Origin of the sequence: Bradyrhizobium erythrophlei (assembly GCF_042430365.1) — a bacterium.
Taxonomy (GTDB): domain Bacteria; phylum Pseudomonadota; class Alphaproteobacteria; order Rhizobiales; family Xanthobacteraceae; genus Bradyrhizobium; species Bradyrhizobium erythrophlei.
Genome location: NZ_JBHMET010000032.1, coordinates 50,854 through 63,964 on the forward strand (window position 1 = coordinate 50,854; position 13,111 = coordinate 63,964).

A 13,111-nucleotide genomic window follows, 5' to 3' on the forward strand; every position below is an offset into this window, starting at 1 on the left:
GTCGATATGCGCAAGCCGAATCGATTTGCGCATACCCAAAGGGTTGGCTGTCAGTGCGAGATGCTCTCCAGCGTCCGGCCGCGGGTTTCCTCGCCGAGCAACAGCACGGCGAGCGCCGCCACCACGAATGCGCCGGCGCCCAGCGCGAAGACGCCGCCCTGTCCGGCGGCCGGCAGGATCACCCCGATCACATAGGGGCCGATCAACGATCCGATGCGGCCGACCGCGGAGGCGAAGCCGGTTCCGGTCGCGCGGACATGGGTCGGATAAAGTTCGGGCGTATAGGCGTAGAGCGCCGACCACATCCCGAACAGGAAGAACTGCATGCAGAGGCCGGCGATGATGAGCTGGGTCTGGTCCGCCGCCGAGCCGTAGAAGTAGCAGGCGGTGGCGCCGCACAACAGGTTCATCGCGAGCGTCGCCTTGCGGCCCCAGGATTCGACGAGCCATGCCGAGACCAGGAAGCCCGGAATGCCCGCGAGCGAAATCAGGATGGTGTAGAATACCGATTTGGTGACCGGGAATCCCTTGGCCTGCAGCAGTGCGCCGAGCCATGTGGTCAGGCCGTAGAAGCCGAGCAGCGCGAAGAACCACAACGTCCACAGCATCGTGGTGCGCCTGGCATAGATGCCCGAAAACAGCGTCCTCAAACCCGTGACCTCGGACACCGGGGCGGCGACCTGGCGCACGACCGGCGGCAATTCGCCGGTTTGCAGGCGATTGCGCACCTTGGTCTCGATCATGCGCACGGTCGCTTCGGCGCGCTGCGAATAGCCGTGCGCGGCGAGCCAGCGCGGCGATTCCGGGACGTAGCGCCGCACCACGAGCACGAAGACGGCCGGGATCGCCTGCAGGATGAAGACCCAGCGCCAGTCCGCGGCCTGGAGCACGACATAGGTCACCAGGCCCGAGGCGATGAAGCCGAGCGGCCAAAAGCCCTCGAGGAAGGCGATGTAGCGGCCGCGGTTCTTGGCCGGCATGATCTCCGACACCATCGACTGCGCGACCGGAAACTCCATGCCCATTCCGAAGCCGAGCAGGAGGCGCGATGCGCCGAGCGCGGTCGCTGTGGTGGAGAGACCGCAGCACAGGCTGCCCAGTCCCCAGAAGATCATGCTGACCTGGAACACGCGCGCCCGGCCGAACCGGTCGGCGAGCAGGCCGGCGGAGGCGGCGCCCACGAACATGCCGAGAAAGCTCATGCTGGAGAGCAGCCCGGCCTCCGCCGTCGACAGGCCGAAGGTCTGGCGGATCGAGCCGAGCACGAAGGTCAGCGCCGCCAGATCCATGCTGTCGAAAAACCAGGCGGTGGCGATGATCCCGAAGATCAGCCGCTGGTACGACGTCAGCGGCAGGCGCTCGAGCCTTGCTGCGATGTCGGCGACCTGCTGCGCTTCCGCGGTTCGCGCCACGGCGGCGGGAGCCAGGCTCCCGGCGGACGTGGAGAAGTCGGAAATGGTCATCGTCGTGTCCTCCCAAGGCGAATTTGAGCGGGCTCTTGCCGGCCCCTTTTATTAAAATGTCACACAGATGGCAGTGATATGTCAATTGCTGACGAGTAGCGTAACGAGGCGCGAGCGGCGAGGGCCGATTAACGACGCCGATAAAATCGAAACTTTTCCGATAATTAGGCTTTAACGGGAGCCCGATTATCTGCCTGTTGGCGGCACACGTGCGACGCGCCCGGACGGCGCCCGACGTTGTGTCCTCCAAGGAGGCGCATACCCATCATGTCAGTTCAGCTCGATTCAGATTTCGCAAGCGACGATCGCGCCAGGGCGGAGATCGGCGCGGCGGTGAGATATCTGCTCAGGGATGCGACCGGCAGCGCGCGCGACGAGATCGTCCGGGCGATCACCGAGATGGTTCGCGAGGTCGCGAGCGGACCGCTCGCACCCGAATTGCCGTCAAAGCAGCCGCCCGTCAGCGGCGTGATCTACAAGGACTTCGTGATCGACGCTTACCGGCGCGATGCGGATCGGTGGCGCGCAACGATCCGCCGGTCGAACGGCAAGAAGATCCGGATCGTCGCCCCGCCATCGGTGCGCGACGAAGTGACGACCACGGCCGACGCGATCACGGCCGAGAAGGCGGTCGAGTTTGCCAAGAAGGCGATCGACGCCGGCGAGGTGATTTGATCCGCCGCCGACGCGGCCGTTCCGCCCACCGGGAAAGGCATTGCCAGCCGTCCGCGACAGGAAATTAGGTCTGGCGGCGAGCGCCCGGACATCGGTATATCCATCCATCGCTGTCCATGCTGCGGCGCTTCGAGGGACGATGTCCTCGATCCAACGATGGGGAACGCCATGCCGTCCGAACTCCGCTCACCCCGTCTCGCGGTCCTGATCGACGCCGACAATGCCTCCGCACGGATCGCCGACGGGTTGTTCGAGGAGATCGCCAAGATCGGCGAGGCCAGCGTTCGCCGCATCTATGGCGACTTCTCCAACCCGCGGTCGAAGGGCTGGGCCGACATCCTGTCGAAGCATGCGATCATTCCCCAGCAGCAGTTCGCCTATACGACTGGAAAGAACGCCTCCGACATCACGCTGGTCATTGACGCGATGGACCTGCTGCACAGCGGCCGGTTCGACGGCTTCTGCCTGGTGTCGTCGGACAGCGACTTCACCCGGCTCGCCGCGCGTATCCGCGAGCACGGCGTCGATGTGTTCGGGTTCGGCGAGCAGAAGACGCCGGAAAGCTTTCGCCAGGCCTGCCGACGGTTCGTCTATACCGAGAACCTGCGTGGCGGCACGGCGAACAACCGCGATGCCGCTGCAGGCCCGAAGCCGTTGCAGTCTCCCGATGCCGCGACCCCGGTCATCAAGAACGTGATCACCCAGATGGAGAGCGAGGATGGCTGGGTCGCGCTTGGCGAAGTCGGACGTCGGCTCGACAACCTCGCATCCGATTTCGATCCGCGGACCTATGGCTTCCGCAAGCTGAGCGACCTCGTGCGCAAGACGAACGCGTTCGAGATCGATCAGCCGAAAGGCGGGACGATGCGGATTCGTATCAAGCCGGCAGCGGGTCCGTCGCCAAGGAGGCGCGCCTCCCGCAAACCTGCGGGGCGGGGCGTCGAAACGCAGTGATGGGTTTCCACCCGACGACGATGCCAAGCGGTTGAATTTACGCGCCTTTCCTAACTCCCTTCCATCCAGCGGGAAAGAAAATCGCGCGCGTTGAGATCGCGTCGCGGCGCCGCGAGTATCGCAGCCAGAGCCAACATGGTTGAGCGAGGCGCGATATGGCGAAGATGCGGGCGATCGATGCGGCGGTGCGGATCCTCGAGAAGGAAGGCGTGACGACTGCGTTCGGCGTGCCGGGCGCGGCGATCAATCCGCTGTACTCGGCGCTGAAGCTGCGCGGCTCGATTAATCACATCCTGGCGCGCCATGTCGAGGGCGCCTCGCACATGGCCGAGGGCTATACCCGCGCCAAGGCCGGCAATATCGGCGTCTGCATCGGCACCTCGGGGCCGGCCGGCACCGACATGATCACCGGGCTCTACTCGGCGATCGCGGATTCGATTCCGATCCTCTGCATCACCGGGCAGGCGCCGCGGGCGCGGCTCTACAAGGAGGACTTTCAGGCGATCGACATCGAATCGATCGCCAAGCCGGTGACGAAATGGGCGGTGACCGTGCGGGAGCCGGGCCTCGTGCCGCGCGTGTTCAGCCAGGCGTTCCACATCATGCGCTCGGGCCGCCCCGGACCGGTGCTGATCGACCTGCCGCTCGACGTACAGCTTGCCGAGATCGAGTTCGACGACACCACCTATGCGCCGCTCCCGGTCTACAAGCCCGCGGCGACGCGCCAGCAGATCGAGCAGGCGCTGGAGATGCTCAACGCCGCCGAGCGGCCACTGATCGTCGCCGGCGGCGGCGTCATCAATGCCGATGCCTCCGACCTCCTGGTCGCCTTCGCCGAGACCGTCAACGTGCCTGTCGTGCCGACGCTGATGGGGTGGGGCGCGATCCCCGACGATCACGTGCTGATGGCCGGCATGGTGGGCTTGCAGACCAGCCACCGCTACGGCAACGCCACCATGCTGCAATCCGACTTCGTGCTCGGCATCGGCAACCGCTGGGCCAACCGCCACACCGGCTCGGTCGAGACCTACACCAAGGGCCGCAAGTTCGTGCATGTCGACATCGAACCGACCCAGATCGGTCGCGTCTTCAATCCCGATCTCGGCATCGTCTCCGACGCCAAGGCAGCGCTCGAGCTGTTCGTCGCGGTCGCCAAGGAATGGCGCAAGGCGGGCAAACTGAAGGAGCGGCAAGCCTGGCCGGCGGCGTGCCAGGACCGCAAGCGCACCATGCTGCGCAAGAGCCATTTCGACGACATGCCGATCAAGCCGCAGCGCGTCTATCAGGAGATGAACCGTGCGTTCGGCCGCGACACCACCTATGTCAGCGTGATCGGTCTGTCGCAGATCGCCGGCGCGCAATTCTTGGGCGTCTACGGTCCGCGCAACTGGATCAATGCCGGGCAGGCCGGCCCGCTCGGCTGGACCTTGCCGGCGGCGCTCGGCGTGCGCGCGGCCGATCCGTCACGCGAGATCGTGGCGCTGTCGGGCGATTACGACTTCCAGTTCCTGATCGAGGAGCTCGCGGTCGGCGCGCAGTTCAAGCTGCCCTACATCCACGTCGTCGTGAACAATTCCTATCTCGGGCTGATCCGCCAGGCGCAGCGCGGCTTCGACATGGACTATCACGTCCAGCTCTCGTTCGAGAACATCAACGCGCCCGAGCTCGGCGTCTACGGCGTCGATCACGTCGCGGTCGCCGAAGGCCTCGGCTGCAAGGCGATCCGCGTCACCGATCCCAATCACGCGGCCGCGGCGTTCGAGACCGCGCGCGAGCTGATGGCCGAGTTCCAGGTGCCTGTCGTGGTCGAGTTCATCATGGAGCGCGTCACCAACATCGCGATGGGCACCGAGATCGACAACATCGTCGAGTTCGAGGAGGTCCTCGATTTGCCGCTCGACGATACGCCGGCGGTGGGCGCGCGCCAGGGCGGCGCGTTGCAGCCGGCGGAGTGAGGAGAGACCATTATGCCGAAGTTTGCCGCCAATCTCACCATGCTGTTCGGCGAGCTGCCGTTCATCGATCGCTTCGCCGCCGCCAAGGCCGCGGGTTTTTCCGGTGTCGAGTATCTGTTCCCCTATGACTTCGACAAGGCCGAGCTGCGCGAGCAGCTCGACGAGCACGGCCTGACCCAGGTGCTGCACAATCTGCCCGCCGGCAACTGGGCGGGCGGCGAACGCGGCATCGCGATCCTGCCCGACCGCGTCGACGAATTCCGTGACGGCGTCCTGAAGGCGATCGACTACGCCAAGGCGCTGGACTGCCGGCAGCTCAACTGCCTCGTCGGCATCGCGCCTGGCGATGCCGACGTCCGCGAGCTGAACGAGGTGCTGGTGGGCAATCTCCGCTTCGCCGCGGATGCCCTGGCGCGCGAGCGGATCAGGCTTCTGATCGAGCCGATCAACACCATCGACATTCCCGGCTTCTTCCTCAACCGCACCGAGCAGGCGGTGCAGATCATCGCCGACGTGCGCTCGAGCAACCTGTTCGTGCAGTACGACATCTACCACATGCAGATCATGGAGGGGGACATCGCACGCAGCCTGCAGCGCCATCTCGCGCGGATCGCGCATGTGCAGCTTGCCGACAACCCCGGCCGCAACGAGCCGGGCACCGGCGAGATCAACTATCCCTTCCTGTTCCGCCATCTCGACGCGATCGGCTATCGCGGTTGGGTCGGATGCGAATACAAGCCGCGCACCTCGACGGTCGAAGGCCTCGGCTGGCACGCCGCGCAGACGTTTGAGACGTGATTGGAATCTTCGTTTGCTTGAACCGCTCGAGCCACGCACGCGCTTCACCTCTCCCGCTTGCGGGGGAGGTCGGATCGCATCCTTGGATGCGATCCGGGTGGGGCTTGTCTCCACACAAAGAGCGTCGTTCGTGGCGATACCCCCACCCCAACCCTCCCCCGCAGGCGGGAGAGGGAGCGCACCGCCGCCTTGGCAGGCAACGTGACCTCCTCGCACTTTGAAGGAAACTACAGCATGATCGATATCGGTTTCATCGGCCTCGGCACCATGGGCCGTCCCATGGCAGCGCATCTCCAGGCCGCCGGCCATCGCCTGTTCCTGCATGACGTCAATCCTGTTTCGACCGAGCTGGTCGCCGGTGGCGGCATTGCCTGCAAATCGGCGAGGGAGGTCGCGCAGGAGGCCGACGCCGTGATCGTCATGGTGCCGGATACCCCGCATGTCGAGGCCGTGCTGTTCGGCAAGGACGGCGTCGCCGAGGGAATTTCGAAGGGCAAGATCGTGGCCGACATGAGCTCGATCTCGCCGCTCGCGACCAAGGAATTCGCAAAGAAGATCGAAGCGCTCGGCGCCGACTATCTCGACGCACCGGTGTCGGGCGGCGAGGTCGGCGCCAAGGCGGCAAGCCTGACCATCATGGTCGGCGGTCCCGAACGCGCCTTCAACACCATGAAGCCGGTATTCGAGAAGATGGGGAAGAACGTCACTCATGTCGGCGGCAATGGCGACGGCCAGACCACCAAGGTCGCCAACCAGATCATCGTCGCGCTGACGATCGAGGCGGTCGGCGAGGCACTATTGTTCGCCTCCAAGGCCGGCGCCGATCCGGCGCTGGTGCGACAGGCACTGATGGGCGGCTTCGCCTCGTCGCGCATCCTCGAGGTGCATGGCGAGCGCATGGTGAAGCGCAACTTCGATCCCGGCTTCCGCATCGAGTTGCACCAGAAGGATCTCAACCTCGCGCTCGAAGGCGCACGCGCGCTCGGCATCTCCCTGCCGAGCACGGCGGTGGCGCAGCAATTGTTCTCGTCCTGCACCGCGCATGGCGGCAAGGCCTGGGACCATTCGGCGATGGTGCGCGCGCTCGAAATGATGGCCAGTCACGAGATCGCACAGGCCTGATCGACACGCAACGGAACTTCGGCGGAACTGCGTTTTCGCGAATGCTGTTCCGCCTTGGAACCGGAACGTCTCGATCCTCCGGCTGTTGGGACATAGGTCTTAACTGCTGGAGGAGGAGACTCATGAACAAGCGTCTTGTCATTCCCCTTGTCGCTGCGTCGCTGCTGGCATCGGGCCCGGCCTTTGCACAGTCCACCACGGCGACAGGCGCCGCGACCGGCGCGCGCGCCGGTGGCGAGATCGCTGGTCCCGTCGGTGAGATCGTCGGCGGCACTGTCGGCGCCGCGGTTGGTCTCGGCCTCGAAATTCCGAACGCTGTGATCACGTCGATCCCGCGCGACGAGCGGTCGGTCGTGGTGCACGAGCGCGTCGTGGTCGGCGAACCGCTGCCCAACACCGTCGTCTTGCGCCCGGTACCGCGCCACACCGAATATCGCTATGCGGTCGTCAATGATCGCCGCGTGATCGTCGACCCGCGCACCCGCAGGGTGATCAGGGTGATCGACTAGCGCAGGCCGTTCCTCGGCATTGCGAGGAGCGATAGCGACGATTTGTCCGCCGAAGCTCAACGAGTGAAGGCGGAAGCAATCCATTCTTTCTACTCACGCATGGATTGCATGAGCACTACGGACTTCATCCTCGCGGGCTCACCGCCCGCGGGGAATTTTTGCGCCTTACAGCGGCTGCCGCACGCCGAGGCCGTGCATGAAGCGCTCGCGGATCTGCACGGGATCGCGCCGCGTGGTCCCGGTGCCGGGCTTGTCGTCGATGCGCACGCCGATCAGCGTCGGGCCCGCGGCCGAGAGCGACTGTTCGATCAGCCGCTCGAAATCCTCCTCGTCCGCGGCCCACGCGCTGTTGGCGAGGCCGCTCGCAAGCGCGACCGCGACGATGTCGGTGTGACCGGCGGCGGGCGTCGGCTGGCTGCCGGTGATCTGGTAGATGCCGTTGTCCATCACCACCATGGTCAAATTCTTCGGCGCCAAGGTCGCAATTGTGGAGAGGCAGCCGAGCTGCATCAACAGCGAGCCGTCGCCTTCGAGCGCAAACACCCGCCGGTTCGGTTGCGCCAGCGCGACCCCGAGCGCGATCGGGAAGGCGAGGCCCATGCTGCCCAGCATGTAGAAGTTCTGCGGGCGATGGCCGGCGGCCCACAGGTCGAAATTGGTGTTGCCGATGCCGCCGATCACGGCCTCTTCATGCGTGAGTTTTGCAACGAGGCGCTGGGTAAGATCGAACCGGTTCATCACCTTGGTGTTGCGTGCGTGCGTCATGGCGGCGCTCACTTGTCGAACACTTTGCCGCCGGTCAGGAGCGGCGAGAGGATCAGCGCCACCGGCGCCTGCGTGGTGACGGCCTGCTTGATCGAGCGATCGGCGATGAATTCGAGCTCGTCGAGCCGTGTGATGGTGTGGTGTTCCATCGCAAGCGAATCCAGCACCGGGCGCATGGTGCGGCAGACCAGCGCCTGGCCATAGTTGAACTCGCCGAGCGTGCCGCGCTCGGAGACAAACATGATCAGCGGGATCTGGTAGGGCACCGCGAGCGAGGCCAGCACATTGGCGAGCGTGGCGAAGCCCGAGGTTTGCATCAGCACCGCGCCGCGCATCCCCGCCATCCAGGCGCCGGAGACGATGCCGACCGCCTCTTCCTCGCGCGCGGTGGGAAAGGTGGTGAAGAAGGGATCGGCGTGCAGGTTCTTGATTAGCGTGGTCAGCACCCGGTCGGGCACATAGGGTACCAGGCGGACGTCGTTGCGCTTGAGCGTCTGCAGCACGATGCCGTGCCAGGTGGGCTGTGAAGTCGGCTGTTGGGGCGAGGCTTGTTCCTCGGCGGCCGCCATCCTGTTCTCCCTGATCGCGCGACGCTTGTGGCCGCTTCAAGGGGTGAAAACTTGACGCGGTGGGCGGGATTGTCAACATGCCCCCGCCGCAATGCGATCTGCGGTTTCGGTCGATGCCGCCGCGGGCCGGGCATGCGATACAGGGCGCAAGCGGAAATTCAGGGGGGGGGGGAACGGCGACGACATGACCGTCAACAACAAGCGCGTGTTCTACGTCAAATATCTCGCCCACGAGATCTATGTCGACATCCTGAAGAAGCGGCCGGACATCAGGCTCGACCGGCTCGAGAACGAGACGTCAGAGGCGCAGTTCGCGCCCGTTCTCGCGGAAGCGCACGCCTACCAGATCGGCGCGGCCCGCGACGAGCTGGCGCCGCATTTCCACGCCCATGCCGACCTCCTGAAGCGCGCGCCGAACCTGTTGATCGTCTCCTCGAACGGCGCGGGCTTTGACCCGGTCGATGTCGATGCCTGCACCGCGGCCGGCGTCCTCGTCGTCAACCAGTCCGGCGGCAACGCCAATTCGGTCGCCGAGCACGCGCTCGGCATGATGCTCACGCTGTCGAAGCGGATCATCCAGTCGGACCGCCGGCTCCGCCGTGAGCATGACGTCAACCGCAACGACCTGATCGGCAACGAGCTGAAGGAGAAGATCGTCGGCATCGTCGGTCTCGGCAATGTCGGCCGGCGCATCGCCGAGCTGTGCGAGGGCCTGCTGCACATGAAGGTGATCGCCTACGATCCGTATCTCTCGGCCGAGGAGATGGCGAAGCGGGGCGGGGAGAAGGTCGAGCTCGACGACCTCTTGCGCCGCGCGGATTTCGTCTCGATCTCCTGCCCGTTGACCAGGGACAGCCGCGGCATGATCGGTGCGCGCGAATTCGCGCTGATGCAGCCGCATTCCTATTTCGTCACCACCGCGCGCGGCTTCATCCATGACGAGACAGCGCTCGAAGGAGCGTTGCGGGAGCAACGCATCGCCGGTGCCGGCCTCGACGTTTGGGCCAAGGAACCGCCGCCGCCGGATCATCCGTTGCTGCAGTTCGACAATGTGCTGGCGAGCCCGCACACCGCCGGCGTCACCCGCGAGGCACGGGTCAACATGGGCCGGATCGCCGCCGAACAGATCCTCGATGCGCTCGACGGCAAGCGTCCGCCGCGCATCGTCAACCCCGAGGTCTGGCCGGCCTACGCCAGGCGTTTTGAGAAGGCGTTTGGGTTTGTGCCGGAGTAGGGCAGAGCGATGGAGTGTGGTCTCGTGGGAGCGCTAGCGGCATGAGGTGCACCTTGGCGCTGACGTCTCAGCATCGTCATGGCCGGGCTTGACCCGGCCATCCACGCCTTTCTTTACGCGGAAACCGAGACGTGGATGCCCGGGTCAAGCCCGGGCATGACGAGTTTGTGGTGCGTCCGACCAAACGCGACGCGCCGAGCTTGCAGCGTGACCGGGGGGGGCGATGCGGGCCTGAATCGGCGGAGAAAATCTTGTTCGCCGCCATCCCGATAAGGGGAATAAACCGTCTGCCTATTGCCCTTCGGGTAGCGCATCCGTTGTTATTTTCCCTGAGATATCGACGACTTAGCCTGATATCGCCATGTTCCCGCTGTGCCCGGCCGTTGCCGGTGCAGAAGGAAATCGATCATGCGACAGGTCCAGTCATTGCTCCGCAACGCTCCGGCCAGGATCGGCCGCCGTCTGGCGCAGATCGTCGCGATCGCCGCCGCCAGCCTGCCGCAGGCGGGCGCCTAGTTTTCCCCGCTGCGAACAGCAGCGCACACCGGCGCAGATTTAACTCAGGCCGATCTCCCACACGTGCTAGCATGCGAACCGCGAGCTCTGCTGAGGCAGCAGGGAGGGTTCCATGTCACGCTTTGTCGTTCTGTTCATGAAGGATGTGCTCGGCGACAATGGTCGCGAGCGCGAAGTCTGTCAGGGGTCGCTCGAAGTCGACGCGTCGACCGAGGGACAGGCCACGGAAATGGCCAAGCGCAAATTCTGTGAGCAGCAGTCGCTGTGTGACTGGTCGCTCCATGCCGACCGCATCCTGGTCGGGTCGGCCGACCTGCGCGCCTGAACCGCTGGCGCCGCATGCGACGCCAGGGTTTTTTGCCGATCACTCGGGCAGGATGCGCACCGCGCCCTTGGCGGCGCTGCTTGCGAACGCCGCATAAGCCTTCAACGCGGTCGAGACCGCGCGCTTGCGCGGCGCCGCCGGCTTCCATGCCGCATTGCCCTTCGCGACCATCGCAGCGCGGCGGCGCTTGAGCTCCGCATCCTCGACCGCGAGGTTGACCTTGCGGTTGGGGATGTCGAACTCGATGACGTCGCCTTCCTCGACGAGGCCGATCAGGCCGCCTTCGGCGGCTTCCGGCGAGACGTGGCCGATCGACAGGCCCGATGAGCCGCCGGAGAAACGGCCGTCGGTGATCAGCGCGCAGGCTTTGCCGAGGCCCTTCGACTTCAGATAGCTGGTCGGGTAGAGCATCTCCTGCATGCCCGGACCGCCGCGCGGACCCTCATAGCGGATCAGGACGACGTCGCCGGCCTTCACCTTGTTGCCCAGAATGCCTTCGACCGCCGCGTCCTGGCTTTCGAAGATCCGGGCGGGGCCGGAGAATTTCAGGATGCTCTGATCGACGCCGGCGGTCTTCACGATGCAGCCGTCTTCGGCGACGTTGCCGAACAGCACGGCAAGCCCGCCGTCCTTGGAATAGGCGTGCGCGGCGTCGCGGATGCAGCCCTTGGCGCGATCGAGGTCGACGTCGTCGAAGCGGCGATCCTGGCTGAATGCTTCCTGCGTCGGCACGCCGCCCGGGGCAGCGCGATAGAAATTGCGCACCTTCTCGCTCGTGGTGCGCACGACGTCCCAGCGGTTCAGCGCTTCGTCCAAGGTTGCGCTGTGCACGGTCGGCCCGTCGGTCGTGATCAGCTTGGCGCGGTCGAGCTCGCCGAGGATCGCCATGATGCCGCCGGCGTGGTGCACGTCCTCCATGTGGACGTCCTGCACCGAGGGCGCGACCTTGCAGAGCACCGGCACCTTGCGCGACAGCCGATCGATGTCGGTCATGGTGAAGGGCACCTCGCCCTCGCGCGCGGCGGCGAGGAGATGCAGCACCGTGTTGGTCGAGCCGCCCATCGCGATGTCGAGCGTCATCGCGTTCTCGAACGACTTGAAGCTCGCGATATTGCGCGGCAGCACCTTTGCGTCGTCCTGCTCGTAGTAGCGGCGGGCGAGGTCGACGATCAGGTGACCGGCCTCGACGAACAGGCTCTTGCGGTCGGCGTGCGTCGCCAGCACCGAGCCGTTGCCGGGCAGCGCGAGGCCGAGCGCCTCGGTCAGGCAGTTCATCGAGTTCGCGGTGAACATGCCGGAGCAGGAGCCGCAGGTCGGGCAGGCCGAGCGCTCGATCACCGCAACCTCGTCGTCGGTGACGTTGGAATCTGCCGCCGCCACCATCGCGTCGATCAGGTCGACCGCGCGCTTCTTGCCCTTGAGCTGGATCTTGCCCGACTCCATCGGGCCACCGGAGACGAACACGGTCGGGATGTTGAGGCGCAAGGTCGCCATCAGCATGCCGGGCGTGATCTTGTCGCAGTTCGAGATGCAGACCATGGCGTCGGCGCAATGCGCATTGACCATATATTCGACGCTGTCGGCGATCAGCTCGCGCGAGGGCAGGCTGTAGAGCATGCCGTCGTGGCCCATCGCGATGCCGTCATCGACGGCGATGGTGTTGAACTCCTTGGCCACCCCGCCGGCCTTCTCGATCTCGCGCGCGACAAGCTGGCCGAGGTTCTGCAGATGCACATGACCGGGCACGAACTGGGTGAAGGAGTTGACGACCGCGATGATCGGCTTGCCGAAATCCTCGTTCTTCATGCCGGTCGCGCGCCAGAGGCCGCGCGCACCCGCCATGTTGCGGCCATGGGTGGTTGTCCGGGAGCGATAGGCGGGCATCGTAAATCCTTGGGCTATGGGCGCTTTTTAAGGGAGATGGCGCCCCTTATGCCTGCCCGGGCACGTGGATTCAAGCGCGGAACCGCATGGCTGAACCGCGCTATTTGACCTCGGTCTCGCGTCACCCCGGCGACCGCCTCCCGCGCCGCCGTGCCGCTGGCGACAATTCGATCTGGTCTCGTCCCGGGCTACGGCGCGCACTCATTAAGCCATAGACGTCAGCCTCGGACTGCTAAGCGGAAGCCTTACAATCAGTCAGAGCATTTCCGCTCGTGACCCAACTGTATGGTCCGGCCGTGCGTTGCAAGTGGTTTCGCCGAGCTGGCGGTGAGCGGTCTTGCA

Annotated in this window: 12 protein-coding genes; 8 read left to right on the forward strand and 4 right to left on the reverse strand. The window is 65.3% G+C overall.

Annotation, left to right across the window (positions count from 1 at the left end):
- Positions 1 to 50: 50 nt before the first annotated feature.
- Positions 51 to 1,463, reverse strand: coding sequence for an MFS transporter (locus ACFFWD_RS04640; protein ID WP_376961915.1), 1,413 nt, complete (start codon positions 1,461 to 1,463; stop codon positions 51 to 53).
- Between the two features lie 267 nt (positions 1,464 to 1,730).
- Between ACFFWD_RS04640 and ACFFWD_RS04645 the strand changes: the two genes are divergently transcribed.
- The 6 genes from ACFFWD_RS04645 (at position 1,731) to ACFFWD_RS04670 (ending at position 7,476) form a co-directional block, all read left to right on the forward strand.
- The gene (locus tag ACFFWD_RS04645; RefSeq protein WP_376961917.1) at positions 1,731 to 2,138 is read left to right on the forward strand and encodes a hypothetical protein; all 408 of its coding nucleotides are present in this window, start codon (positions 1,731 to 1,733) and stop codon (positions 2,136 to 2,138) included.
- A gap of 168 nt (positions 2,139 to 2,306) precedes the next feature.
- The gene (locus ACFFWD_RS04650) at positions 2,307 to 3,092 is read left to right on the forward strand and encodes an NYN domain-containing protein (RefSeq protein WP_376961919.1); all 786 of its coding nucleotides are present in this window, start codon (positions 2,307 to 2,309) and stop codon (positions 3,090 to 3,092) included.
- A 155-nt stretch (positions 3,093 to 3,247) separates the two neighbouring features.
- The gene (gcl, locus tag ACFFWD_RS04655) at positions 3,248 to 5,047 is read left to right on the forward strand and encodes a glyoxylate carboligase (RefSeq protein ID WP_376961921.1); all 1,800 of its coding nucleotides are present in this window, start codon (positions 3,248 to 3,250) and stop codon (positions 5,045 to 5,047) included.
- 12 nt (positions 5,048 to 5,059) lie between these two features.
- Positions 5,060 to 5,845 carry a hydroxypyruvate isomerase gene (gene hyi, locus ACFFWD_RS04660; protein WP_376961923.1) on the forward strand — a complete coding sequence of 262 codons (786 nt, stop codon included), beginning with the start codon at positions 5,060 to 5,062 and terminating at the stop codon, positions 5,843 to 5,845.
- A 234-nt stretch (positions 5,846 to 6,079) separates the two neighbouring features.
- Positions 6,080 to 6,967: a 2-hydroxy-3-oxopropionate reductase gene (locus ACFFWD_RS04665; protein ID WP_376961925.1), complete on the forward strand. Its 888-nt coding sequence runs from the start codon at positions 6,080 to 6,082 to the stop codon at positions 6,965 to 6,967.
- 122 nt (positions 6,968 to 7,089) lie between these two features.
- Positions 7,090 to 7,476: a DUF1236 domain-containing protein gene (locus tag ACFFWD_RS04670; RefSeq protein WP_376961927.1), complete on the forward strand. Its 387-nt coding sequence runs from the start codon at positions 7,090 to 7,092 to the stop codon at positions 7,474 to 7,476.
- 165 nt (positions 7,477 to 7,641) lie between these two features.
- Here ACFFWD_RS04670 and ACFFWD_RS04675 read toward each other — a convergent pair whose 3' ends face one another.
- Positions 7,642 to 8,241: a thiamine pyrophosphate-dependent enzyme gene (locus ACFFWD_RS04675; protein ID WP_376961929.1), complete on the reverse strand. Its 600-nt coding sequence runs from the start codon at positions 8,239 to 8,241 to the stop codon at positions 7,642 to 7,644.
- A gap of 8 nt (positions 8,242 to 8,249) precedes the next feature.
- Positions 8,250 to 8,810: a decarboxylase gene (locus tag ACFFWD_RS04680; protein ID WP_376961931.1), complete on the reverse strand. Its 561-nt coding sequence runs from the start codon at positions 8,808 to 8,810 to the stop codon at positions 8,250 to 8,252.
- 184 nt (positions 8,811 to 8,994) lie between these two features.
- Between ACFFWD_RS04680 and ACFFWD_RS04685 the strand changes: the two genes are divergently transcribed.
- Positions 8,995 to 10,044 carry a hydroxyacid dehydrogenase gene (locus ACFFWD_RS04685; RefSeq protein WP_376961933.1) on the forward strand — a complete coding sequence of 350 codons (1,050 nt, stop codon included), beginning with the start codon at positions 8,995 to 8,997 and terminating at the stop codon, positions 10,042 to 10,044.
- Between the two features lie 628 nt (positions 10,045 to 10,672).
- Positions 10,673 to 10,885 (forward strand): hypothetical protein, encoded by a 213-nt coding sequence (locus tag ACFFWD_RS04690; protein ID WP_376961935.1) that lies wholly within the window; start codon positions 10,673 to 10,675, stop codon positions 10,883 to 10,885.
- Between the two features lie 39 nt (positions 10,886 to 10,924).
- Here the strand turns inward: ACFFWD_RS04690 and ilvD are convergent, their stop codons facing one another.
- The gene (ilvD, locus tag ACFFWD_RS04695; RefSeq protein ID WP_376961937.1) at positions 10,925 to 12,769 is read right to left on the reverse strand and encodes a dihydroxy-acid dehydratase; all 1,845 of its coding nucleotides are present in this window, start codon (positions 12,767 to 12,769) and stop codon (positions 10,925 to 10,927) included.
- Positions 12,770 to 13,111: the final 342 nt, after the last annotated feature.